Source organism: Ktedonobacter sp. SOSP1-52 (assembly GCF_016587395.1).
In genome coordinates, this window is record NZ_BNJH01000009.1 from 42,618 (window position 1) to 66,860 (window position 24,243).

Below are 24,243 nucleotides of genomic sequence, written 5' to 3' on the forward strand. Positions count from 1 at the left end.
TTTGCTAGGTGGGGCAAAGAGGAAAGCGGGGCTGCTTCCGGAGAGGACTCCTCAGGGAAGCAACCCACGGGGTTTCAGGCGTCTGTACCTGGGCTTTCTGCATTACTCTTCTGGCGGCAGGGGCTTCGCCTGCCCAGGAACCGCGTCGCTGGGAGGAACTCTGGGAAACCCCATTCAGAACTCTTCCTGCACCATCTCCCAAAAGGAGGGCCAGCGCTGTGCCCCAAGGATCTTGCTTCCCAAAATCCAGGCTTCCCATTCTCCTTCCGGCGTGACCACTTCAGGATTGAGCAGGTAGACATACCCATCCTGTTGCTCGCTGATCTGCAAGGCTGTTTGCAAGTAGGCAGCGTGAAAATACGACGATTCCTGCTGCTTGCCATAGACACGGTGGTCAGCCTCAGACAGATCGAACATTTCCCAATCCCAATTCTCGATCCAGTCTCGTGCATAGTCTGGCTCCTTGACTTGGAACAGATCAACCTGCTCGATAGGCAAGAGGGGCTCGGTTAAGCCGCAGGGCCAGCCATTGGTGAGTTGCAAGAACTTCCGGTAGGAGGGCGGTAATCTTCGCCCCAGGCGCTGTTCTGCCGCAAGGAGTTGCGCTTCGGTGGCGCCAGGGGAGTCTACCCAGCCTGACTGGATGGCTGCATCGCGAGTCTGGTCGAGGAAATGGTCGATGACGTCCCATGGGTCTCTCATCTGTCTCTCCTGTTCATGTAGGGATGTTTGGCTTGTTTGTGGTTCAAGCGCACCCACTGGGCACGCTTGTGATCGGGTGAGAGGAACATGTTCCTGCCGTTTTCGTCTCTTTCTCTCTCTCCCCTTGAGAAACGGAAGCGGCGCTGCCTCTCACTGCCTGAACACAGTATGAGGACGTGCTGACTCTGGGGCTAGGGTGAGGATACTGTCAACTTAATTGCTTGTAATAAATAGAAATTGTAAAAATGGGAGGCGATGAAAGAGGCACGAAGATGGGGGGAAGGCGATCGTGGTTATGCAGCTTGTTTTGCGTGGGTTATTTCGTACCAAGTTGTACATCGCTCTTGTATCAAGATACGATACTCTGCGGCCTTGAGACGATGTCGTTGCGGTCGAAAATGATCGGAGATGGGGCCAAAGGTTGAGAGGAAACGTTGGGCGTGACCAGCCGACGCGGAAGCGACGCATGGTGCGTTCACGTTGTCTGGTCGGTTGATGCGAGTTCTCGGCTCGATTGTTCAAGCCTTTGTGCTGGCGATGCTCGACGCTTGGCAGGATCTCTTTCTTGGCTGCCGCATAGCTCGCCAGTGTATCCGTGATGATGACACGTGAAACGTACTGCAAACCTTTGAGCAGTTTGCGGAAGAATGTCTTGGCGGCATCCTTGTTGCGTTTGCTCTGGACCAGAAGGTCGAGGATGTTCCCGTGCTGATCAACCGCTCGCCAGAAAGAGTGCTGCTCTCCATTGATTTTGAGAAACACCTCATCCAGATGCCATGTGTCTTCCGGCCTTGCGCGGCGACGCTTCAGTTCATTGGCATACGTTTGGCCGAAGTTGTGGCACTACTGACGAACGGTTTCGTAGGTGAGCATGACTCCATGCTCTGCCATGAGTTCTTCGACAGCACGAAAACTGAGCGAAAACCGGAAATACAGCCACACACCATGACTGATAATCACTGGCGGGAAGCGATATCCTTTGTCGGGTGATGCAGAGATGTTCTTTGTCATGAAACCATTGTATCATGCTGTTCAGTTTTTTGTGCGTGGCTTCATCAACTTGACAATACCTGCAAAAACGCTCACATAGACAAACCTTGAAAGATACACCTTCAAAACTTGACATGAGCTGATAGTGAGTGTACACTATCATCATGAACAATACACCTGGGAATTTTGCTAGGAAATCGGCACAAGAACGCCGCGAAGACATTCTTGCCGCGGCTATTACCGAATTTAGCGAAAAAGGTTTTCATGGCGGTTCAACAGTAACTATTGCCAAACTCGTCGGCATCTCACAGCCAAACCTGTTTCGTCTCTTTCCCACGAAAAAAGCGTTGTTCATGAGTACGATTGAAAGAGTTGCGCTCCGCGTTCAACAAAAAATGATCGTTATTGGACAACAACATCCAGAAAATTCTTTGAGCGCTATGAAACGCGCCTATCGAAACGTGCTTGCTGATCGTGAACTAGTGTTGCTTTTGCTGCAAGGATACGCGGCCAGTGAGGATCAGGAGATTCGCGAGACCATGCGCCGTTCGACCTCTGAGATCTTCAAGCAAATTGCAGAGATGCCCGGGATTAGTAGGGAACAGGCTCGTACTTTTTATGCCGATGGCATGTTACTGACAATCGCCACTGCGATGAAGCTTTCTGAGATTGCCGATGACGAAGAATGGGCACACCTCTTTTTGAGTTAAATCTCGTTTTTTTTTACCAGTATTGATAGTGATCACTCACTATCAATACTGGTGGTGGCAAAGAGAGAGCAGGCGCTTTTTACAATGTGAAAGGAACCAAAAGAATGGATATGCAATCAACCAGAAACTCACATGGTGGGAGAGTAAAATCACGAATAATTCTCTGGGGGCTGATGGCTCTGCTGGCTATCGGCATTGCTGCTTACGCCGCTGTCCCTTACCTGACACTCGATCCCACTAGAAGTCGCATCCCTCTTAATCCTGCCGTGACATGGCACTTTACTATCCTTGTCATTCACGCAGTAACGGGAGGCGTAGCACTCCTACTAGGACCATGGCAATTTCTACCTCGTTTGCGTGCCCGCCATCCCATGCTTCACCGCAGATGTGGATTAGTCTATATAGTTTGCGTAGTTATCGGCAGTCTGGCTGCTCTCTACTCTGCTATTGTTTCAGTCGATGGCTTTGTAGCACAAGTGGGCTTTGTGTTCCTGGCAGTGCTCTGGTTTTACAGTGTAGCCCAGGCATACCTCGCGATCCGGCGTGGACAGGTACAATTACATCGCATCTGGATGGCACGTAATTATGCCTTAACTTTCGCGGCTGTCACGCTGCGTATCTGGTTGGGGCTGGGCATCGTTGTCCTGGTCCTCACCCACAATATGCATGGCGCGGTTACATCAAGCGTTGTTTATGTGAGCGCGGCCTGGGTTTCCTGGGTCTCAACGCTAGTTTTCACCGAATGGTTCATTAATGCGCGATTGCTACGCTCGTTAACCTTGAAACAAGATCACGAGGTCAGGAGTGAAGAAGCAACGCGCCAGCTTACAGCGAAGGCCATCAAGCATTAACCCGCTTAAGTGCTCTTGGAGGGAGGGCTAAGATCCTAGCAATTTTGTGTAGTAAGGTTTTTTTCGGCTGCTTTTTAAACTCCGTTTTGGCATGCCGATCCGCGTCGTAGAGCGGCGCTGTGGCATCCTTCAAGTAGTGAAACTGGCAGCGCCGATGGGGAACTTCCAGGAAGACAAAAGCCACGGCGCTGCCAATGGTCTCTTCTCCATCCGAGATGATGCCTGTGACTGGCACCTTCCATGACTCCAGCAACTGCTTGACCTCGGTAAGCAAGGCGGTCAAATCGCCCTGTGTACTGCTGAGTAATGGACGTGCTAAGAGGATCAAGCAGTCGCGGACGATCCAGAGGACCTCGTGCCCGACATCGGGCTGCAAGCCGTCGAGAGCCAGGATCACGTGACCCTGTTTCTGCAGTCGCGCTTTGACCCGCTCCTGGTCCGCGATACGCAAGGCTACCAGCTCCTCATACCGATGCATCAAGTGGGTGACGCTGCGATGCTCACGGAAGCGCCACTGACCAATGAGAGCAATGATGTCCAGGCCAAACTCGCCATGCGGCAGGGCCCAGCGCCCTTCTTCTTGCCGTCCGCTGGCGTCGATGGTAGTTGGGGCAGCCCGGCTGGATACATTGGCGAATGACGAGTGTTAATCTCCATTGGCCAGATAACGTGGCCACGCTGCGAAGGCCGTGATTGAAGACCGACAGGGGCTGGCCGCACTGGTCACATCGCTCTTTTAACGGAATGAGGGTTCTTTTCTGCGTCGCTTCGGGGCGTGGTGTGACTCTCGCCATACTCTTTCTCCTCTTGGGGTTCTCACACGCTTTCTCCTTCTAGGCTACACCTCCCTTCAACCCCAGTTTGCCACTCAGCGAAAAAAAACGCTGAGCCTGCGCTCTCCTCATCAGAGTCAGAAACAGCCGACTCTGTTCAAGCCCAGATTCCTTCTGACCTCCCAGTGCTGATTCCTCTCAGTGTTGCGGAAATTCGGCGGCTGTTTTTTCGTCTCGTCGGGGGTCAACTTTTCTCGTTTGCCTACTATCTGAGCTGGTCATGTTGGCGACGTGCGCACCAAGCACTTGCGCGCCTTTGCCATTATAAGCGCCGCTGCGCTCTTGTAGGTCATCTACAACTGTAGGACTAGGATGGACTCACCACATCTTCCTCAAGGGAGGAGATGAGAAAGTCACCTTCGAGCTGTATGATTTCTTGCAAGCTGAGGATCCCTCTGTGACGGCTCAACCAGGTCTTGCTTCGTTGATCCACCAAGCGCTGGAGACAACACGAGCATACGAAACGCGACGCAAGGTGACCACAGGTGTGATCTGGGCAGATCGGATCGAAATCCTCTCTGAGCGGGAAACTGGTCATGTGGGAATTATCGATTGGGGAGCTATCGAACGTGGACCACTCTTGTTCGATGTCGCCCTCACCGTCCTCTGGCTCTTTCCTGAAGGAAGGAGGATGCATGAAGAGTTTCTGCAAGCCTATCTGGCAGAGGCCCCAATCTCTACTAGCGAACTAGAAGGTCTTAACTACTACAAAGCGCTGGGGCGCAGCGGGTCTGGGCCTTGCCCTTTTTGACGGTCTTGGCTCTCTCGGTGTTGTCATATGAAGGCGATACCGTTCAAATTCCACGGGTGTTTTTCAATCACCTCGTGGAGACGCTCGCTTTTGCAGCGTAGTCAAAACCTATTGTCTGGAACATTTGGATAAAGTCTACCTCAGATAATTGCCAAAATTACCTCATGGAATTTCAATATTTACACATACCGCCCACATAATCCGCGGATTTTCGCCCACGAAGCAAAATGATTTACAAGTATGGGACACACTGGTAAATGCACCTTCAGGTTACATTAAGGATGATATCCTTCAATTCAATCAGAGTTTCGATTCGATAGCGAGCCTGTGAAAAGTCATGTGCTTTTGTAAAGTCGTTATAGACAATGATACAGTCAATACCGGCCGCCACGGCTGAGTTCAGCCCTCTGGATGAATCCTCTACAACCAGTGTCTCTTCTTTGGTGGCTCCGAGGCGCTTTAAGCCGGTCAGGTATGGTTCCGGGTGCGGCTTGGTGAACTGGTAGTCTTCGCGAACAAGGACGAAATCCATGAATTGTCTAACTTGGCGCTTTTCATGGATAATTTCAAAATCCACACGTTTTGCAGTCGTCACGATGGCCATGCGGACGTATTTTGACAGTTCAGCAAGCGTTTCAACGACGCCTTCAATCTCAATGGCTTCTGTTCTCAGATATTCCTGATAATACTCATTACGAACCTCACGCTGCCTACTGATGGTCTGTTCATCAATACCTGCCGCCCTGGCTTGGGCCCAAGTGCCTAAGCCCTGGTTCATGTCCCGGAGGTATTGATCCTTGTCCAAAGTCAAACCAATGTCCGCCAGGGCGCGTTCTCCAGCTTTGTAATACCAGAATTCGGTATCCACCAGAACACCATCATGATCGAAGAGTATATACTTTTTCACTGTCTTGATCCTTTCCGGTAGCCGCGGTGTAAATCATTTTGCTTCGTGGGCGAAAATTGGATAATTAGGTGGGCGGTAAAACAGGCATTGATGATTCGCTTCTTCATCTCATGCTTCTGTCCTTCAAATTTCGCATCTTTTCCCGTCTATCTCCCATCATACCGCCCACATAATCCGCGGATTTTTCGCCCACGAAGCAAAATGATTTACAATCAAGTGAAAATTTATCCGTCCACGTTGTTCGTGTTGATGAGCGCAAATATTATTTCGTCAACGAACTGGTTGTTGGCATATTGACGATCACGGAGGCGTCCCTCTTCCTGAAAGCCGAGCTTTTCGAGCAGGCGTGCGGAAGCGAGATTGGGATATGCAACCTGCGCTTCAATGCGATGCAAGTAGATGTGTTCGAAGCCGAACTGAATAATCGCGGTCAGGGCCTCTGTCATGATCCCTTTATTCCAGTAGTGTTTTGAGAGAATATAGCTCAGAACTGCATGTCGATTATCGACATCCCATGAATATCCACAATTGCCGATGACCCTGTTCTCACCCTTCAATGTGACGCCCCAGCGTAGTGCTTCATGTTGAGCAAAACGCCTTCGATGACGTTCAATACTCTTTTCTACTTGCTCGAGCTGTGTCATCGGGGCTGGATCGTAGTAGCGCATAGTCTCTTCATCGGACAGAAAGAGGAAGGAATCCTGCGCATCCGTTGCTGCGAGTTGCCGTAAGATCAGGCGCTCTGTTTCTAAGATCGGAAAGGTGTGCAGGTGGATATTTAAGCCCATGATGATTATACTCTCCTCAAGCGTATTCGATATAAACATGCGAATAGTATACGCTATTCTTTTTTTCTCCTTCCAAAAGCATGTGGTGGTAATGTGTAAATACGATAATTAGATAGAGGCAAAATCGTACAATTATCTGAGGTAATACTACCTTCGTCTTTTTCTGGCATCGCTGCTCAAAGCCCTTTGGAAGCCAATAAAGCTACATTGGCGCGGCCGAAGAGTTCCTTGCTTTACCTCAGATAATTGCCAAAATTACCTCATGGAATTTCAATATTTACAGCATACTATAAACATTAACGAAGAAAATAGACAAATAAAGCTTTTGACGCAAATTGCCTGCAAGTGTCCGGTTTCTGTCCTGTCAGTAAACAATTTTCTCTTTATATAATGGGAAACATGATCTAAATGACCTTTTGTCCTTCTACAACTCATCACCAACTTATTCATCTAAAAATATCTAGAGAGTTGGTCGATACAAAAACGTTTTTAAAAGCGAACAAAAAGGAGACAAGTACGAAACCAATGCCTCCAAAATCATATCAGCAAAGAAAGAGACCCAGAACATTTCGTTTTAATGGACTCGCAGCCCTCCTCGGAATAACCATTGCAGGACTGATACTGCATGGGCCGGACTTTTACCAACAACAACTTTATCAAATTGTATTCCTCGCTGTACTCGCTTACGTAATCGGGCGAGGAATATTTGATCTGCTCATATTTAAGCGGTCTAGAACAGAGAACTTCAATCAGGATGCTACCAGCGCAGACTTACAAGAACGAAACTGATGAATTACAGAGAAATTGGTCCTTCGGATTTTGTTGTGGATTCGGGCCGCGAATCCGCTTGACCGCGTGTGAACCCACAACAGATTCCGAAGACCTGTAATTTGTGTGCACTTGTCAGTGGGGAGGGTGGAGGCTCTTTTCAAAATGTTGCGTCATCCAACGAAAGAGCGTTTCGACCGTTCCTTTTGCGGATGGCGCATACGGTGGGGCTTGCTCTGTGATAATCCCCAACCGATCCACAAGCACTTGTCGCGCCCGCTCGGAGGTGAAAATCTTCCCCCGATCATGGAAGATAATGGCAGGTTTGCCAAAACACGGCCAGGAATGCCCACATCCATTGATGCCGACCAGGTGATCTTTCCTCTCCATGCTGACCTTGACCAGGCGCTTTCCTTCATTGTCCGTTTTAATGGATTTTGACACACCTCCTCTGGCTCTGCAAGCGGTATGACTCTACGCACTACGAGTCTTTTGCTTGCGACTGACCATCCTACTGATCTTGATCTCCTCCAGAGAAGAGTGGGGAGAAGCAAGAGCAGAGACAGAGTTGGTACATTGGCAATGGGACCATGCGCCCTTTGCGTTTCTACTCAGCTCGGACCTTCACTTTTGCCAGGCTCGGCACCAGGACCAGAATGAACAATGTCGCAAGAATACAGGCCACTCCGCCGCTGACGACGGAGAACATCGGGGTGAAAAGGCTAGCAACGAGGCCAGACTCAAATGAGCCCAGCACGGGTCCACCGATGGCAAACATGGCCATCACCGAACTGATGCGTCCACGCAACTCGTCGGGGGTCGTGGTCTGCACCACGATGCCTTGGAGAATCACGCTGACCATATCTGCCGCGCCAGTGCCAGCCAGGAAAAGAACCCTAACCAGAGGGGATTGGGAAAGAAGCCAAAAGCGACAACGCACAGCCCCCAGACAATGACGGCTAGCGCTACACCCAGCCCCTGACGCTTGATGCGCGTGATGAGTCCTTGAAAGGGCATCAACACCACCGCACCCATTCCGCCTGCGGCCAGCAAGAGACCAAGCCCCTGTGGCCCAATGTGCATGATATCTCGCGCGTAGACTGGTAACAGCGCGCGTGGTGCCCCGAAGAAGGTGGCGCAGAAATCGAGTGTGAGCAGTGCCAGGATCACCGGATGTGCACGCAAGAAACGCATGCCTTCACTCAAGGCCCGAACCCCGCCTGCGCACGCTTTTCTGCGGGGATTGGTGGCACACGTAGCACAAAGAGTGCGGCAATAACCACCAGATACGAGACGACATTTACCCAGTACGTGGAGGCGACCCCGAACCAGGCCAGGACCAAACCGCCAGCAGTTGGACCAGTGATGGCAAAGAGGTAGACTATCATGGAATCGAGGGAAATCGCATCGGTCATCTGCTTGCGTGAAACCAGATGGGGAATGATGGCCAAGCGCGCAGGAAACTCAAAGGACGAAGCCGCCGCACTCAAAAGAATGAGCACGAAAATGATGCTCAAATTGACGAACTGGAAATTGGTACAGAGGGCCAGGATGGCCGAGAAGAGCATCATGGCCACGTTCACGATGAGAAGCACCTTGCGCCGGTCCAACGCATCCGCCAGGACTCCTCCCACCAGTGAGAAGAGCAGGCGCGGAAGCGCCTGCATCAAACCGATGAGTCCTAAGGCGAGCGCCGAGTGCGTGAGCAGATACACCTGCCAGGCCACCGCAACCACCTGCATCTGCGTTCCCGTTGCAGAAATGAACTGCCCCCAGAAGAGCAGCGCGTAGTCTCGGTTGCCCAGGACCCGAAAGGTTCCAAAAGAACGTCGGGCAGCCGAGAGATTTTCATCTGAAGTCACAGGTAAGGCTGAATCTTCCACTTCCAACGGGGTTTGTGATTCGCTTTTCATGCGCGGAGAGTACTTTCTAGAAGGTGTGATTGCGCTTGCGCAGATTCATCTCGACGCCAAACGCCCGATGACGCTGCAATGTTCACCCATTTGTGAGTGACCCATATACTCTACAATGCTTTCCATCGACTGATCATCTCACCAGGTCTGGAAAGGGATCAGTCGAAGCTCATGCGGCGAGGGAATACGTTGTGATTTGGAATGAGAAAAAAACTAGGACCGCATTGGTTGCTGGCAAAAGTGCGGTGGACAACATCTCGCAGGAGAAGATCCTTGCAGCAAGAATTCTCTCCTGCGAAAAGCCTTCTCAGCTTCCTTGCTCATGATGAGCGCTCATCTCCATCTGGAGGCGAGGCTCGCGCACACGTCTCTCTCAATCTGCGTTGTCATCTTGACGAGCAGAAACCATTTCTTTTCGCTCCATCACTGCCAATTTGTGGTAAATACCCTACAAAGTGAAGAGATCTGGCCCTCAAATGTGGGGACAGATGGGGCCAGAAAACCTGACAACGTGTCAAGAAAAAAGAGAGAAGTTTCCAAATGTTCTTCTTCTCTCTCCGAAAGAAGAGACCTTGCAGGAAACTCGTTTGAGAAGATGATCTCCCAATGGGGACAGATGAGCATTCATGACGATTTGTCCCCACTTGCCTTCGATGTCTAAGAGCCATCCTGCACACGGAGACCTCGAACTCCTCGTGTTTTTGTGCGTCTCCCTGGACCTGTGGAGACCCATTGTCGAACACTGACTTCCAGGCCATGTGCAGCTAACGATTGAGAGACGCCTTTCGCCTTCCTTGGGACGTATCCGTGTGCCTCGCACCACTGCGCATAGGAGATCATGACCTCACTGTTCGCTACCCATGCCCCTTCCACTCTTTGACCGCATGCTTCCAGCCACCGTCCAACCGTGTCTTGTCCTGATCGCTGGGTCTGTGGAAGATGGTGGACCGCTTGAGGAGGATGAGGCCCCTGCCCCTCTTGTTGATACCACTGCTCCAGAAGCTGCTCCACTTTGCGAGGCGTGTCGGCTTCCTCCAACGGGGTATAGACGGTGACTTTGAGATCTGGCGTGTCAAAGACCTGAAAGGTGAGCCGTTCAAACAGAAGATACCCCACCTGTGGATGATTGAGCGCTTTTCGCCCTTCTTGTCCACTCCGGACTTCATGATCAGGCCACCAGGCGCGAAATTCAGGACTGGCGAGCATGAGATCATGGATCAACTCCGTCAATTGTGCATCTCCAGGATAACGACCACAACTACTCCGGAATTGTGCTAAGAGCTGGCGCGCATCTTCTTCCCAATTGACAATCTGTTGCCGAGCCAGGGGATTGGTAAAGATGCCCCAGATCGTATTGCGTTCGCGGGGAGCGGTCCTGCGGCGGTAATCGTCAAAGACCGCGCACCCGGCATCGTTCCAGGCCAGGATATCCCATCGTCTTCCTGACACAAAGGCTGGACGAGCACCAAACTGATCAAGGAAACGTTGTAACGCTGGGCTCACGATCTCGGGTTCCAGCAAAAGCGCTGGCGGTGGTTGTTGCTGGGCAAGCAGGAAGAGATGGGTTCTCTCATTTGCATCCAGGCGCAACGTTTGCACCAGGCGCTCTAAGACCTGCGTGGAAGGCGTAATCGAACGTCCCTGCTCTAACCAGGTGTACCAATCCACGCTCACACCCACCAGTTGGGCCACTTCCGCTCGCCTGAGTCCAGGTGTTTTGCGCCTGGTTCCTTTCGGCAGTCCTACCTCTTCAGGCGTCAGCCTTGCCCTGCGCGTCCGCAGAAAATCTCCCAGTTCATGCAGGCGATGGTCTTGTGGTTGAGGCTTGAGTACCAAACGCACCCCCTTTACGAAAGGCAGTTGGGAACGATGACCGAATGAACCATAGGAGTCTTACTCCTATGAATGTTGCTCATCTTGTCCCAGGATTCCCATCAGTATACCATAGATCTACAGGCAAAGTGCCTGGGACAAATCAAATGAAAGGCAAGGGAGAACCCCATGGATTTAAGACTGGCAGGAAAGAAGGCACTGGTAACAGGATCGAGTTCTGGGATAGGCGAGGCGATCGTGAAGCTGCTCGCTGCGGAAGGCGTTGCAGTCGTGGTGCATGGTCGCGACGAAAGCCGAGCCAATGCGGTCGCCGAGGCGATCCGCGCCAAAGGAGGGGAAGCTGAGGTCGCTCTGGGTGATCTCACCACCGATGCTGGAGCTGACGCGGTAGCCGTCGCGGCGCAGGCTTTCGGACCGATTGATATTCTGGTCAACAATGCCGGAGTCATTCCACGCCGTTCATGGACGGAGACGACGGCCACAGACTGGGCTCAGATATACAACAGCAACGTCATTTCTGGCGTGCGGATGATCCAGCGCCTGGTCCCGCAGATGCGCGAGCGACACTGGGGTCGGGTGATCCAGATTGGCGGTGGCCTGTCGCAGCAGCCCCAGGCTGGCGGGCCAAACTACAACGCGACATTGGCAGCTCGCCACAACCTTGCGGTGTCCCTCGCACGTGAACTGAAGAACACCGGCGTGACATCCAACGTCGTGGCTCCCGGCGCGATCCTTTCAAGCGAGGCAGCTCGGGCACAGCTCACCTATCTGGCACAGGCTCATGGCTGGGGGGGCGAGACGTGGGAGGAAATTGAACACAACGCAACGCAGGCCCTGGCTCCTAATGACGTAGGACGCCTCGGTCGGCCAGAGGAGATCGCCGCCGCAGTCGCCTATCTGGCGAGCCCGCTCGCTGATTATGTGAGTGGCGCAACGATCCGCGTCGATGGCGGCACGATTCGTTCGGTGATCTAAAACTGCAACGATGCTTCTTCCCTGGCAGTGCGGAGGCTGAATACCATTGGCCGTGCTGCCCCGCCGCGTATCATGGAAACGTGCGCTACGGTCCATGATACGCGGCAAGGTGCAGTTCAACAGATTGAGGAGGACGATGTGGGTCGCCCAACGCGGGTTTCCGATACGGAAACGGTTGTCTCTTTACAACCACTCTCGACAAAATGTCTTGCGTGCGGCAACACAGCGCGGGTTGCTTATCATACACAGCGGCGTGTGACGATCCTGCAAGGCCATTTCCGTCTCTCGACTTCCAGTTCGATGGTGTCATCAGGAATCCTGCCCCCGTTATCACCGGCCTTACCGAGCCTCCAGAGGAGGGACGGTGGGCACTGCCCTATGGAGAATACGGCCTGGATGTGATTGCACTCATCGGGATGTTACGCTATCGTTATCACCACAGTCTGGCAGAACTGCACCTGGCCTTATGTGATCGTGGTATTGCCATTGGAGAACGAACGGTGCTCAACCTTCTGGCCCGTCATGAGGAATTGGTGTCCCTCCATCTGGCCGAAAAGTCCCGCATCCAAAAGATTTTTGCCCAACAAAACTCAGCCTTTTTAGCTCTTGATGGGTTGCGCCCCGACGTAGGCCATGAGGTGTTGTGGGTCTTTCGTGAATGTGTGTCTGGAGAAATTCTGCTAGCACGCCCTCTCCTCAGTGAATGCGAAGCTGATCTGGCAGCATTGATTGCGGAAGTGCAGGCCGTTTTGCCCGTGCCGATACGGGGAGTGATTTCTGACGGACAACACTCCATTCGCAATGCGGTCGCCTCTGCGCTGCCAGAAGCGCCCCATCAACTCTGCCACTTTCATTACCTTCGAGAAGCGGCCAAGCCGATCTATGAGGCAGATCGCCACGCCAAGAAAGAATTGAAGAAGCAGGTGCGTGGCGTCCGTCCCATTGAGCGCACAATCGAGAAACAGAATGATGACGAAGCGGCAATCATTCGCAGTTACTGTTCGGCAGTGCGTGGTGCCCTCACGGATGATGGGCATCCTCCGCTCTCTGCGGCTGGGCTCAAGTTGCACGAGCGACTCACACTCATCGCTGCTTCCCTCGAACGCGTGGCGCAAAAAAGAGGCTTGCCAACCGCGCTTGAGCGTCTGCACCATCTTCTGACGAAGGGGTTAACCACAACTGCTGACCTCTGGCCCGATGTGCAGGCTGGATATCAATGGGTCCATCGGGCCGCACACCTCCTTACCAATACTGAACAACGATCTGCTAGTGAGGTGCAGCAGCTCTACCAATCCCTCCTCGACGAAATGCAACAGGAAGCATGCGCATCTGAGCCGCTTCGTCAGATGATCGCCACGTTTCTCAAAGTGACTGTCAGTTACTGTCGGGACTCTTTCCTTGTTATGATATGTCTGATCTTCCACGTACGAACAATGACCTGGAACATCTCTTTGGCTCAACCTGCTATCATGAACGGCAATGCACCGGTCGGAAACAGGCATCCCCTGACCTCGTTGTACGAGATGCTGTGCGAATCGTCGCCTCGGTTGCCAGCCAGCGCTATCACTTCAGTGGGCCAGAACTCCAACCACACGACCTCACGCAATGGCGAAGACTGCATACTCAGGTGGATGGTCGCCACGAAGCTCGTCGTGAGCAGTATCGTTTCAGAAAGGCCCCTGTGGAGTATCTTGCCGCCTTGGAAGAAAAACTCTACCAGCAAACAATGCGGCCCTAGGAAAAAAACGGTCGATGAGCCGTGGAAACAGACTCATAGCAGCCTATAGGTCTGCGCATTCATGGGCTGTTCGGACGCGAAGCAGTTCGTCAACCAGCTCAGCCCTTCGCCAGGTCATGTAGGACTGGCGACGTTTGGCGAAAGCCGGATCTTGAGCACTATCTGGCTCGCTCATATCGATGGAAACGCGCTGGTTCCGGCGCTTCACCGCTTTCGAGGCAGTCGTTCGATACTTTTTGTAATATGCGTAGGCTTCCGCGTTTTCCAGAATGGTCGTGTGAGCCACTCCTGTACCTGTCGGGTCCAATTGTTTCGAGGTGGCCACGATCGTTGCAAGCGAGATCTGAACTTTGCTTCCCTGTTTTCGTTGGCTGACGAGTGTATCTACCGACTGTTTCACCAGATCCACCGAATGCTGGCGCTTCGGCTCGTAGACGCTATCTTCAAGCCAGGACGGTGCTGGCTGTGATTTACGCTTCGACATCAAAGTTCACCTCTGGCTCACGCAATTCATCGGCATGGCACGCCTCAATCATATCCATTTCGCGGAGTTCCGCGTCGCATTGCTTGAGTTTCTTTTGGTGCTGAGCCACTTCCAAAGCCAGTCCCTTTTTCTTTGCTCGTTCGATCTGCAACAGAATGATCTGCTGAACTTCCTCGACCTCACTGCGTTGTGCCGGATCAGGAACCTTCGCCGCGCACCCAATGCAAGCGAACAAGATGGGGCACTCTCCACAAAGGAGGCACTTTCCTCCGCGAGTGCGAGCAAGGGTGCCATGGGTCTCCTGCGCTTTTTTGAGGAGTTCTCGCAGTTCTTCCGGGCTGCGCAGGATCAGGTCGTCGATGTCAATGTAACTACTGATCTGATTCATTAGACCATGGCTCCGTTCAGCGATCAGGCGAGGATTTGGACGACCGTAATACTTTGTCACTGCAATGTGCAAGACAAGGAAAATGAAATCAGCGCCCTCAAGGGTATTGTCAACTTGGGGACGTAGCTGAACACTATGCTAGAATAGCTTCATGAAAACAACCACCACTCCTCCCTACTACAAAGGCTACCGCTTTCCGCCTGCAATCATCAGCCATGCTGTCTGGCTGTATTTTCGTTTCTCGCTCAGTTTTCGCGATGTCGAAGAGCTTCTGGCAAACACCAGTGGGCATGGCAGCCCCTTTTATCACTTTCTCTATTTCCATGCATTTCTATGCAACTATTCCATTCCTCCTTGTGGCTCCCCCCTTTATCATTTCTCCTCACGCCCACACTGGCATGATCTCCCTTTACTCTTCTCCCCACTTTCACCTACAATAGCATGTTCTTACGAGAGTATCTGTGGTTCCTTTCCTTCTCACTCGCCTTGGTTCCCTCTCCTCATGGCTCCCTCTTTTTCTCATTCGGAGCCATTTGGTCCCCTTCTTTGCCCGAAAGACGGGCGAACAGGTTGCCTTAGAGACGATAGCCGTCTCACAAGCAGAGCAACTGACCACCCTTCGTTTCCGCGTGAGAAAGGCATGAACAGACGCAACAGATGGGGGATGAACGCACCTCTCCGGCCAAGGGCATGCTCGCCATAGAGAGACCAGTTCCAAAACCTGGCATAGCAAAATGGCTCCGTACTTTCCATATAAAATGGCCCTTGTAGGAAGACCATTACCATTCTATAATTTTGCCAGGTGCTGGTCGCTAGAGGATGATGAGTACGGATAACCGTCACGATTAAAGAATAATACAAGGAGATAGATATGACCACGGCAAGTACCGAAAAAAATCCCTCGACTGGCCTGACCGTCGAAGTATTTGGACCCACTGTCGAGTTTCTGACAACGGAAAGTGGCTTCAGCGTGTTAAAAGGGGTTGTCCCACCAGGCGTCTTTGTTCCCATGCATAGTCACCCTGATGTGGAGGACTTTATCGTTATTGCTGGTGAAATGCAGTGCCTTAAACAAGAGACAGAAAGCCACGAGTGGATCACAGCGAAAGTAGGGGATTATATCCACGTGCCTGGGAATGCACGGCACGCATGGCGCAATGCCTCCAATGAGCCAGCAATCCTGCTCATCATCACAACCAATAAGATGGAACAATTCTTTAGAGAGTCGGGAAGATCGATAGATGGTACGCTTCAGCTACCCACACCGGAGGAACTGGGGAAGCTTGCGGCTATCAGTGCCAAATATGGTTATTGGCTTGCTACCCCAGAAGAAAATGCAGCAGTCGGAATACACTTTAGTTTCTAGTCTATCGCGTAGACATGTGGTAGAGCCACATTAAGATATTGTTGGCGAATGAGCAGAAGCTACGCAACAGCTACTTGCTTGACAGAAGCGAGCAGCTCTGCAAAACGAGAAGTTGGCGTGGTTGCCAGCTTCGCTTCTGCAATCCAATGACAAGCCCGAAGCATGTTGATGGAGGTCGCTGTTAGAAACGCCTGGAGATTGAGCTTTTTCACGCCAATGTATCGGGATCTGCGTATCTCACAGGTCCGTACACTTTGAGCAACGGTTCCTTCAATGCCTGCTCGCGCTGCATACAGGGCTCGAAATTCAGCGGTTTCCTGACGTTTTCGAGCCTGCTGAAGTGCCACATAGCTGGCTTCATCTGGTCGCAAAATGAGTACTTTGGCTGCGGTTGACGAACACTTCTCATGAAGTGTGCAAACCCGACAAAGGGGAAGGGGAAACCGGATACGCAGACTTGGCTTTCCATGTCGATCAGGGATATGTCCCCAATCTCGGCTTGTCTGCCCAGCCGGACACAGGACCTGTTTGGCCTTCCAATCAATGTGGAAGTGGCTATGATCAAAGCGCCCAGCTTCTTTTGAGGCCCAACTGGTATCAGGAAGAACCGGCCCAACCAGATCAACCTGATGGCGATGCTGACTCGTAGCAAGCAGTTCGGCGTCCACATAGCCTTTATCGACCAGGTGCTGGCCGGGGAGAAGTTGGTTGCCAGCCAAGCGTTCATGAAGATTTTCCATGACGTCTCCATCTGGGAGCGTGGATGCTGTCGTGGTAACTTCGAGCACAAAATGAGGCTGATCAGCGTCACATCCTTCGGTAAAATGCACTTTGTAGCCAACCCATCCTGTCTGCTTCTTCTTGCTGTATCGCGCCTCCACATCATATGGCGATTGGATCAAGAGCGCTGCCGGGGGAAGCTCCTGATCTTTTCTCCAAGGTGTTCCCTGCTCACATGCGTGATACTGCTGGATCCAAATCCTTCGCAGAATCTCTACGGCTGGGAGTTCTTGTAACCAGGCATGGGTTGTGCTGCCCCAGATGCTCTCCAGGAGCCTTCGGCCGTCAGCTCCAATCTGCTCTGAGAGCTCTTGACGCGCTTTCTCGTCCTTTGGTAAACGAAAGTCGCTAAAGCGTGATCGATATCGTTTTTCCCATTCAGGTTGAACACGCTCAAGAAGCCAATCGGGAGCTACTTCTGCCAGGATATTGAGGACATGGCGCATGGTTTCTCCAACACATTCCAGACGGTTGACAGCTCGAATAGCCGCCAGAATATGCGTTGAATCTGTCCGTTGTTTGCCTCGTGCTTTGACCCAGCCTCGTTCTCGGAACTGAGACAACATCAGATCAAACAAACGGCGTTCCGCTTGATTGGCAAGGAGGCGACCACGAAATTCACTTAACACGGAAAAATCAAATCCTGGATCCTTGATTTCTAAGCTCAAGGCGTATTTCCAATCAATGCGCGTTTTCACTGCGTCTGCTGCCTGCCGATCCGTTAACCCTTCTGCATATTGCATTACCATCACCAGTGCGAGACGCCAGGCCGATATTGCAGGCTGTCCTTTGTTGGAAAATAAGTCAAGGAAATCTTCATCGCGAAAAAACGTTCCTAATGCATCTCGCATATGAATACAGATGTTGCCTTTCGGCAAAATGGCTTGTGCTATCTCTACAGTTTCTTCTGGGACTGGCGGTATCGCTTGTGGCTGTAGTGTCATGGGTTCCCTCCCTCCTGAATGCTTGTTTTTTCTTGCTTCTTCAGTATCTCACATTTCGCCTCAAATTAATTCGCCAACAATATCATTAAATGGTGACGGCATCCTTGTTCGAGTTCATTTTCACAAGTTTTTCTGCGCTCTTCACCAGATCGTGTGGCTCTACCAGTTTCTGGAGTCAACAGGTAAAAGGAAAATTTCATGAGTACATATCTACTGATTCATGGAGCTTGGCATGGTGCATGGGTCTGGTACCATATCGCTCCGTTACTTCGAAAACAAGATCATAAGGTGATTGTTCCTGATCTGCCCGGATTTGGCCGAGATCGTAGTATATCTCCATCTACTGGAACGTTGCGTATCTATACCGACCATCTCAGTCACATCATTAAGCAACAAAACGAACCTGTGATTCTTGTGGGTCACTCGATGGGTGGCATTGTTATCAGCCAAACAGCAGAAGAATGCTCGGAGTCGATTCAAAAGCTCATCTACCTCGCCGCATTCCTTGTTCCCAACGGCACGACTTTACAGGAACATGCACAAAAAGATAAAAATGCTATTATACTTCAGAACACGCATATTAATGAAACACAAGGCGTGAGTGAAATTCCTCTAGAGAGAGTAGCCGACCTCTTTTACCATGATTGTCCCGAAAGCGATATTACGCTGGCCCAAATGCTTATCGGGCCAACTCCCCTGGAACCTTTTTCTGCGATTGTCAAGACAACTGATCGCTTTGCTCGTATCCCGCGTTTCTATGTGGAAACTCTCCACGATCGGGCGAATACCTTGTATATGCAACGGTATATGCAACGAAACCTTCCCTGTGAGCGCGTGTTCTCTTTATCAACTGGTCACTCTCCTTCTTTCGCAGCACCTAACGAATTGTCAGAGATACTCTTGTCGCTTGCATAGCGACAGGCGGGGAGACTTCTGACATTCTTGGGCTTTAACCTGCCGCAAGCCGTCTCAGACATGTCTTTTCGTGTCTGGGACATATCCCACCTTCTATCGTGTGGCGCTTCCAGAAAACACATCCTCACTCACGTCCACGCTCGCATCCTGTTGTGTCCGTGGACACCATCCTCTTCTGCACATAGTGTGTTCACAGGGAGAAAGGCAGTCACCAAAAGGCAGCAGTGGCGCTTCCAGTTGAGCAGAGAAACATGTAGTTCTCTGCAATCGCGATAGCGATATGAAGAAAAGGCATGCACCCCATTGCCTGGTCAATGCCTCCTCCGGGAGCGCAAAAAGCAAGCAGAAGAGACAACGAGACAACGGCACTCATCAGGCGGAGCATTGCGCAATGGTTTGATGCAGGCATAACGGCGATGGGCTTTGGAATAAGTGCCACTCTGATGGCCGACATCATCGATCACCACGGTGTAGTGCTTTTCGTCAGCCCAGTCGATGCCAGCGTACCACATGGGCAGGTTCCTCCTCGAGCAACAAACGTTCCTGTCGCCTTTCGGATCCGACAGTTCCTATGAGCAAGCATACCCTTGCTCAAGCCCTCTCGACAGAAGGGCTTGAAAGTAGTTTAACGTAGAAGGGGGTTCCGCGTCTTCTCACATTTCTCAATGCTGTTTCGAGATATCAGAGCAGGGAAGCATCTTCCTTCCAGGGATGGGACCACATGAAAGGGATAGCTACTGCATGATGTTGAATGGAAAACAGATCAGGTATCTCACGCTTCCACTCTGGAAGGCGCTCATCAAGCATATTGCTGTGCAGAAACGTGCGGAGCAGCAGCTCAAAGCCAGCGAGGGGAACTTTCGTGTCCTTGCCGAGACCGTGCCACAACTCGTGTGGACAGCCCAACCTGATGGTCTGTGTGAGTACACGAACCAGCGCTGGCGTGATTACACTGGGTTCACGCCTGAACAAAGACAGAGATGGGCTCATCTTCAGTTCATCCACCCTGATGATCGTGCAGGCAACCAGGCTCTCTGGCAGCATGCCCTGGACACGGGAACTATATATGAGCGCGAAGAGCGCCTCAGAAATGGCCAGAATGGAGCGTATCGCTGGTTCTTAACGCGCGCCATGCCGATGCGCGATGAAAGCGGTCACATCGTCAAGTGGTTTGGCACCTGTACCAATATCGATGAGCAGAAACGCTTGGAGGAAGCTTTACGCCAGAGTCAGGAACGCGTGAATGCCTTGATGAACTCCAGCATTATCGGAATCATTGTCGCCAAAGGAGAGCAGATTGTGGGCGCCAACGACGCCTTTCTGCACATGACTGGCTACACTCGTGAGGACCTAAGCGAAGGGCGCATCAACTGGATGCAGATGACTCCTCCAGAAAATCTGGCTCGGTCCCTGCAGGCCTATCAGGAACTGGCCACCCGGCAGTCGATGACGCCCTACGAAAAAGAGTACATCTGTAAAGATGGCAGTCGTCTTCCCGTGCTCGTGGGGGGAGTTGTCTTACAGCATCACTCACGCCAGGGTATCGTCTTTATGCTGGATAACTCCGCGCGCAAGGAACTGGAACAACGCAAGGATGCCTTTATTAGCATGGCCAGCCATGAACTGAGGAACCCCCTCACCGCTTTGAAACTGCAGACGACCTTGCTGCACCGGCAACTGACGAAGCAAGGCCTCCAGGCTCCTGCTCTTTCCAGCATGGAGATCCAGATCAACACCGTCACCCGGCTCGTAGAAGAGTTGCTAGATATCTCCAAGATCCAGGCAGGCAGACTGGAGTACGTCTGGGAGACGGTGGATTTCGACGCGTTGCTGCGGGAGATCGCTGACACTATGCAGCAAACCAACCCGAGCCACACCATTGTAGTGCGTGGTGCAGTGGCGGTCAGCCTGATCGGGGATCGCGACCGGCTGGGACAGGTCTTCACCAACCTGCTCAGCAATGCCATCAAGTATTCTCCCAATGCTCAGACCGTCGAGATGGAACTGAGCTCCTCCCCCGATGCGGCAACCATTCGGATCCGCGATCATGGATTGGGTATCCCGCGAGAGCAGTGTGACAAGATTTTTGACCGGTTCTATCGGGTTGCAGTTTCCTCTCAGCGAGCGATCCCTGGTCTGGGCATGGGGCTCTACATCGTGGCCGAGATTGTCAAGCACCATGGGGGAACCATCACGGTGGACAGCACTATCGGGAAGGGATCTACCTTTACGGTTACCCTTCCCATAAGGAGGGAGGCCTGAGCAGTTGACGCGCGTGGCGTACGCGCCAACTGAGATGATGATGGCGGCGGACGCTGTTTCGGCACGGCTGCCGCCATCATCACAGACCAGCTTCTTGCGGACACACTCGGCGTAGAACGCCCTGCCTGAATCTGGCGGCTTTGCTGCGCATCACAGCGCCACTCTTTTGCATCCCACTGGCTTGGATCATGACTTTTGACGCGTCAATCAAGCGCTCGCGCAGATCGGCCAAGACATCCGCCGAAGTGCGATCGCCGGTTATCTACACTGTAGGATGAGCCTTGGGATCGGAGAATTCACAAGCCCTGTCCAGAAGGGCTAGACCCAGACGAAACCTGGAGGAAATCTGCTAGAATAGCCTCATGAACAGGGTGCAGAACTCGACCGCTTACGACAAGAGAATTTAGCTCTGCGGCAGGCATTAGGCGTGAAAGATGAGCAGACCAAGCGGCCCAAACAAGAGAACCAATCCTTGAAAGAAGCCCTTGCAGAGACCTTCCAGGCAGTCAAGCAGTTGCGAGAACGAGTCAAAACGCTGGAAGAGCAGCAAGCCAAAGACAGCCACAATAGTCATCTTCCCCCGTCGTCGGATCGCTTTGGAAAGCGGAAGAAGAGCTTACGCAAGCCGAGTGGCAAGAAACCGCGAGGGCAGCGGGCCATCAAGGTCACAGCTTACAGCTCGTGGAGCAGCCTGACTTGGTGCTTATCCACCGGGTTCAGGAGTGGTGGTATAATCAACTCTCCCTAGAAATGCAACAGGATGCCAACGCGGCAGCGGAACTGCTAGCCTCTAGTGTCCCTGTCGCCCTTACCATGTTTCATCTCTATGCTAAATTAAAATATGGTTATATCTATCGAGCGCCTGGCTATTCCCTCTCAATGGAGGACTCTGAGTTTGTACTCAGAAACGCGAACTTGAGCAATGGCGCAGTCCGTTGGAACGTAGGGGGCGCAGATGGAAAGCAAGATCCGCGTCTAATACTTGACCTGGCGCTCCTCACGATGCTCCAGACGATGGATTCTGTTGAACCTCCAGCAAGATCCTATAAAATATGTCGTCAAGAATGCGCGCCAATCTCGGCAGGAGTAGAGGTTAGCCAGTGATGGATATTCATCCAGCCAACGCAGCCGACCCTCGCCTGCTGACCCTGATGGGTACCAGCTGACCGTCAATGAGAACCCCTGGGATAGATCCCCGTTGGGGAGCAGGTCCCAGCGTTCGTAGCACGTTCAGTGAAGGATCTAACAGGTGCTGGCAAACGTGTAAAGGGCAGAAAGGAGAAAGGAGATGCCAGAGCAGTTTGCCATTGGCGATCACGTCGAGTGGAACTCTGAGGCCGGGCGCGTCTCGGGTACAATCATCAAAAAGGTTACCTCCGAGATCGAATTCCACGGTTGCACAGTTCACGCCTCAGAGGCAGAGCCGCAGTACTTGATCAAGAGCGATAAGACCGATCACGAGGCCATGCATAAGGGATCGGCGTTAAAGAAAATATAAGATGAGTATAAAAAAAATACCCACCAAAGCCGTTCCATCCTGACCATCTGACTCTTCTTCTGAGCATCCATGCGCGGGGCGCGAGAGAGGTCCTCTTATTGGCCATTGCCCTGCCCTTACCGGAACGCCCACTGAGCATGGGACGATGTTCATCGGCTTCAGTTTGCCGGGAGGCCGTGCTGATTGTGCAGGAGGCCAGGAGCATCGCCGGGCTAGAGGTCACGGTCGTCAACCTCGATGCGCCAGGACAACGCGTACCCCTGCAGGTGTTCGCCACACCAACGTATATCCTGGACGGGCTGGTAGTGTCGCTGGGCAATCCTGCGTGACGCCTTCCTGGCCCAACTGCGCGCTGCACTATTCACATACTCCAGCGCGAGGCTTTTATGGACAAGAGCGATGGTGCCGCGATAGGCGTCGCGCACCTAGCGCACTCGATAGGCGCTCACATAGGCATAGGGACAGGCGAGATCGGCGTACATCGCAATCGAAATGGGTTCGCTCACCAGAGCTGCTCCTTTCTGGATCCCGTTTCGCCAGGTATATCTTTTCTTTCTCTCTACGTCAGGACGCGCCACCACAGACTCTCGGTTCCCTAAAGGCCACGAGTTCGATTCTCTTCGCGTTCGTTGGCACAAAGCAAAGCACGAGCGCGTTCATTCATTGGAGACTCTCTTCCTCTTCTGGATACCGCAGGATTTCCCCCTCCACCAGTAGAAACGGGGTCAACGTATGCTCTCTGGTGGTGTACTTGCTCATGATGTGGTAAACGCGCCAGCCAGCAACGGTGAGCGCATCGGCGATCAGGGACCTGTGACAGCGCCAGGGCACCGCTTCGGCGCACATGATGGCGGTGTGTTGACGATGAGCGCATTCTTCAAGCTCGGTCAAGCCCGCGCGAAAGGCCGGGGTCGCCATATAGTCAGCGTACCCACGAAAGGAGGCGTTGCGCCAGCCGGTGTTCGGCGAATCTTTCCTCGGATGGCGCAGGCCACCGAGTGCTTCCAGATGAAGATAGCCAATGCCAGCGCCCTGGAGAGCACCAGGAAGCTGATCGCTGCCAAACTGGAGATGCACCCGCGACCTGGGAATCGTGCGGACGTCCACCAGGAGCTGGATCGCGTGCATGCTCAGGAGTTCTAGAAACTCCTCAATGGGATGGGTTGAGTGGCCAATGGTGGCGATGGTACGATGCTCCATAGAAACCTTACCTCGTCGAGAGGAGACCTTTTTGCGCCAGACGATCAAGCAATAAATGGAAATAGACAAACCCAGCATAGGGGCACCAGCGAGCTGTCAACGTTTTGATGTGTTCATACGTTGGCCTTTGTTCGAGCGAGAAGATGCGTTGCAGATTCTTTTGCGCTCCTACGTCATCACCTGGAAAGGCCTCGATCCTGCCCAATCCTCTTAGCAACACATATTCGGCAGTCCAACGGCCCACTCCTCGCAAGGGCAGGATAGCCTGGCACACGTCCTCGTTGTTCATGCTTTCCAGACGCGCAAAAGTGCGCGGCTCTTCTGCCAGCAGGTGCGCGAGTTCAAGGACCGCCCGAGCTTTCTGACGGCTCCATCCGAGTGCCCTGAGCTGCTCTTCAGAAGTGTTGACGAGGTGTTCTGGACCTGGAAAAGCACAGGCTGTGCCCTGGTCACCTGCCCAGGATAGACCATACCGCTCCGCCAGTCGGTTGAGCAGCAGGAGACCCGCCTCGAGACTGACCTGTTGGCACGCAAAGGCATTGAGGAACGCTTCAAAGAGCGTTGGGAAACACGGTGGCTTGAGGCCCCGGAACCACTCTGCAACGCCGAGATCTCTGGATTATGTTGGGCAAGGGCATAAAAATCCG

General features: G+C 52.5%; 26 protein-coding genes and 4 pseudogenes. 14 read left to right on the top strand and 16 right to left on the bottom strand.

Annotated elements, in window-relative coordinates; all coding sequences use genetic code 11:
* Positions 1–174: 174 nt before the first annotated feature.
* Both JMJ16_RS53295 and JMJ16_RS53300 read right to left on the bottom strand, forming a co-directional pair.
* Positions 175–702, bottom strand: coding sequence for an SMI1/KNR4 family protein (locus JMJ16_RS53295; protein WP_201394803.1), 528 nt, complete (start codon positions 700–702; stop codon positions 175–177).
* Positions 703–995: 293 nt separating this feature from the next.
* A pseudogene (locus tag JMJ16_RS53300) lies at positions 996–1,713 on the bottom strand (IS6 family transposase).
* Positions 1,714–1,856: 143 nt separating this feature from the next.
* Between JMJ16_RS53300 and JMJ16_RS53305 the strand changes: the two are divergent.
* Entirely contained in the window at positions 1,857–2,402 is a 546-nt protein-coding gene (locus tag JMJ16_RS53305) for a TetR/AcrR family transcriptional regulator (RefSeq protein ID WP_201394804.1), read from the top strand.
* A gap of 104 nt (positions 2,403–2,506) precedes the next feature.
* Positions 2,507–3,253, top strand: coding sequence for a DUF2306 domain-containing protein (locus tag JMJ16_RS53310; protein ID WP_201394805.1), 747 nt, complete (start codon positions 2,507–2,509; stop codon positions 3,251–3,253).
* Here JMJ16_RS53310 and JMJ16_RS53315 read toward each other — a convergent pair.
* Positions 3,243–3,704 carry a hypothetical protein gene (locus JMJ16_RS53315; RefSeq protein ID WP_201394806.1) on the bottom strand — a complete coding sequence of 154 codons (462 nt, stop codon included), beginning with the start codon at positions 3,702–3,704 and terminating at the stop codon, positions 3,243–3,245. The two genes, JMJ16_RS53310 and JMJ16_RS53315, sit on opposite strands and share 11 nt — an antisense overlap.
* Before the next feature lie 45 nt (positions 3,705–3,749).
* Between JMJ16_RS53315 and JMJ16_RS53320 the strand changes: the two genes are divergently transcribed.
* Positions 3,750–3,893, top strand: a complete 144-nt coding sequence (locus JMJ16_RS53320; RefSeq protein ID WP_201394807.1) for a hypothetical protein — start codon at positions 3,750–3,752, stop codon at positions 3,891–3,893.
* A 590-nt stretch (positions 3,894–4,483) separates the two neighbouring features.
* The gene (locus tag JMJ16_RS53325; RefSeq protein ID WP_201394808.1) at positions 4,484–4,837 is read left to right on the top strand and encodes a phosphotransferase; all 354 of its coding nucleotides are present in this window, start codon (positions 4,484–4,486) and stop codon (positions 4,835–4,837) included.
* Positions 4,838–5,102: 265 nt separating this feature from the next.
* Here JMJ16_RS53325 and JMJ16_RS53330 read toward each other — a convergent pair whose 3' ends face one another.
* The 7 genes from JMJ16_RS53330 to JMJ16_RS53360 all read right to left on the bottom strand — a co-directional run bounded on the left by JMJ16_RS53330 (position 5,103) and on the right by JMJ16_RS53360 (position 11,049).
* A complete protein-coding gene (locus JMJ16_RS53330) occupies positions 5,103–5,744 on the bottom strand; it encodes an HAD family phosphatase (protein ID WP_201394809.1) in 642 nt (213 codons plus the stop codon).
* Positions 5,745–5,968: 224 nt separating this feature from the next.
* Complete coding sequence (locus tag JMJ16_RS53335) at positions 5,969–6,532, bottom strand: GNAT family N-acetyltransferase (protein WP_201394810.1); 564 nt, start codon at positions 6,530–6,532, stop codon at positions 5,969–5,971.
* A gap of 903 nt (positions 6,533–7,435) precedes the next feature.
* The gene (locus tag JMJ16_RS53340) at positions 7,436–7,744 is read right to left on the bottom strand and encodes a hypothetical protein (RefSeq protein WP_201394811.1); all 309 of its coding nucleotides are present in this window, start codon (positions 7,742–7,744) and stop codon (positions 7,436–7,438) included.
* A gap of 163 nt (positions 7,745–7,907) precedes the next feature.
* Positions 7,908–8,162, bottom strand: a complete 255-nt coding sequence (locus JMJ16_RS53345) for a hypothetical protein (RefSeq protein ID WP_201394812.1) — start codon at positions 8,160–8,162, stop codon at positions 7,908–7,910.
* Entirely contained in the window at positions 8,150–8,506 is a 357-nt protein-coding gene (locus tag JMJ16_RS56395) for an MFS transporter (protein ID WP_201394813.1), read from the bottom strand. The genes JMJ16_RS53345 and JMJ16_RS56395 overlap by 13 nt, the downstream gene beginning before the upstream one ends.
* Complete coding sequence (locus JMJ16_RS53355) at positions 8,503–9,213, bottom strand: MFS transporter (protein WP_201394814.1); 711 nt, start codon at positions 9,211–9,213, stop codon at positions 8,503–8,505. Before JMJ16_RS53355 ends, JMJ16_RS56395 begins: the two co-directional genes overlap by 4 nt.
* Positions 9,214–9,870: 657 nt before the next feature.
* On the bottom strand, positions 9,871–11,049 hold the full coding sequence (locus tag JMJ16_RS53360) for a helix-turn-helix domain-containing protein (RefSeq protein WP_374229203.1): 1,179 nt from the start codon (positions 11,047–11,049) through the stop codon (positions 9,871–9,873).
* Between the two features lie 165 nt (positions 11,050–11,214).
* Between JMJ16_RS53360 and JMJ16_RS53365 the strand changes: the two genes are divergently transcribed.
* Together JMJ16_RS53365 and JMJ16_RS53370 are read left to right on the top strand one after the other, a co-directional pair.
* A complete protein-coding gene (locus JMJ16_RS53365; protein ID WP_201394815.1) occupies positions 11,215–12,021 on the top strand; it encodes an SDR family NAD(P)-dependent oxidoreductase in 807 nt (268 codons plus the stop codon).
* Positions 12,022–12,276: 255 nt separating this feature from the next.
* Positions 12,277–13,759: pseudogene (locus tag JMJ16_RS53370) on the top strand (ISNCY family transposase).
* Between the two features lie 43 nt (positions 13,760–13,802).
* Here JMJ16_RS53370 and JMJ16_RS53375 read toward each other — a convergent pair.
* Positions 13,803–14,243 (bottom strand): hypothetical protein, encoded by a 441-nt coding sequence (locus tag JMJ16_RS53375; RefSeq protein WP_201394816.1) that lies wholly within the window; start codon positions 14,241–14,243, stop codon positions 13,803–13,805.
* Positions 14,230–14,631, bottom strand: coding sequence for a hypothetical protein (locus JMJ16_RS53380; protein ID WP_201394817.1), 402 nt, complete (start codon positions 14,629–14,631; stop codon positions 14,230–14,232). Before JMJ16_RS53380 ends, JMJ16_RS53375 begins: the two co-directional genes overlap by 14 nt.
* A 151-nt stretch (positions 14,632–14,782) precedes the next feature.
* On the opposite strand from JMJ16_RS53380, the pseudogene JMJ16_RS53385 reads away from it, so the two are divergent.
* Together JMJ16_RS53385 and JMJ16_RS53390 are read left to right on the top strand one after the other, a co-directional pair.
* Positions 14,783–14,908, top strand: a pseudogene (locus tag JMJ16_RS53385) (IS6 family transposase); the annotation flags it as partial.
* Positions 14,909–15,502: 594 nt separating this feature from the next.
* A complete protein-coding gene (locus JMJ16_RS53390) occupies positions 15,503–15,997 on the top strand; it encodes a cupin domain-containing protein (protein ID WP_201394818.1) in 495 nt (164 codons plus the stop codon).
* A 59-nt stretch (positions 15,998–16,056) separates the two neighbouring features.
* Here JMJ16_RS53390 and JMJ16_RS53395 read toward each other — a convergent pair whose 3' ends face one another.
* A complete protein-coding gene (locus JMJ16_RS53395; protein WP_201381424.1) occupies positions 16,057–17,721 on the bottom strand; it encodes an IS1182 family transposase in 1,665 nt (554 codons plus the stop codon).
* Between the two features lie 198 nt (positions 17,722–17,919).
* On the opposite strand from JMJ16_RS53395, the gene JMJ16_RS53400 reads away from it, so the two are divergent.
* Positions 17,920–18,636 (top strand): alpha/beta fold hydrolase, encoded by a 717-nt coding sequence (locus JMJ16_RS53400; protein ID WP_201394819.1) that lies wholly within the window; start codon positions 17,920–17,922, stop codon positions 18,634–18,636.
* A gap of 311 nt (positions 18,637–18,947) precedes the next feature.
* On the opposite strand, the gene JMJ16_RS53405 is transcribed toward JMJ16_RS53400, so the two are convergent.
* On the bottom strand, positions 18,948–19,148 hold the full coding sequence (locus JMJ16_RS53405) for a hypothetical protein (RefSeq protein WP_201394820.1): 201 nt from the start codon (positions 19,146–19,148) through the stop codon (positions 18,948–18,950).
* Positions 19,149–19,443: 295 nt separating this feature from the next.
* On the opposite strand from JMJ16_RS53405, the pseudogene JMJ16_RS53410 reads away from it, so the two are divergent.
* The 5 genes and pseudogenes from JMJ16_RS53410 to JMJ16_RS53430 all read left to right on the top strand — a co-directional run.
* A pseudogene (locus JMJ16_RS53410) lies at positions 19,444–20,898 on the top strand (ATP-binding protein); the annotation flags it as partial.
* A 427-nt stretch (positions 20,899–21,325) separates the two neighbouring features.
* The gene (locus tag JMJ16_RS57840; RefSeq protein WP_374229204.1) at positions 21,326–21,646 is read left to right on the top strand and encodes a DUF6444 domain-containing protein; all 321 of its coding nucleotides are present in this window, start codon (positions 21,326–21,328) and stop codon (positions 21,644–21,646) included.
* Positions 21,595–22,002: a hypothetical protein gene (locus tag JMJ16_RS53420; protein WP_201394823.1), complete on the top strand. Its 408-nt coding sequence runs from the start codon at positions 21,595–21,597 to the stop codon at positions 22,000–22,002. Before JMJ16_RS57840 ends, JMJ16_RS53420 begins: the two co-directional genes overlap by 52 nt.
* Before the next feature lie 184 nt (positions 22,003–22,186).
* A complete protein-coding gene (locus JMJ16_RS53425) occupies positions 22,187–22,396 on the top strand; it encodes a DUF2945 domain-containing protein (RefSeq protein WP_201394824.1) in 210 nt (69 codons plus the stop codon).
* A 98-nt stretch (positions 22,397–22,494) separates the two neighbouring features.
* Positions 22,495–22,725 (top strand): hypothetical protein, encoded by a 231-nt coding sequence (locus JMJ16_RS53430; RefSeq protein WP_201394825.1) that lies wholly within the window; start codon positions 22,495–22,497, stop codon positions 22,723–22,725.
* 331 nt (positions 22,726–23,056) lie between these two features.
* On the opposite strand, the gene JMJ16_RS53435 is transcribed toward JMJ16_RS53430, so the two are convergent.
* Entirely contained in the window at positions 23,057–23,596 is a 540-nt protein-coding gene (locus JMJ16_RS53435) for a DUF488 family protein (protein WP_201394826.1), read from the bottom strand.
* Positions 23,597–23,603: 7 nt separating this feature from the next.
* The gene (locus JMJ16_RS53440; RefSeq protein WP_307813502.1) at positions 23,604–24,095 is read right to left on the bottom strand and encodes a hypothetical protein; all 492 of its coding nucleotides are present in this window, start codon (positions 24,093–24,095) and stop codon (positions 23,604–23,606) included.
* Between the last annotated feature and the right edge of the window lie 148 nt (positions 24,096–24,243).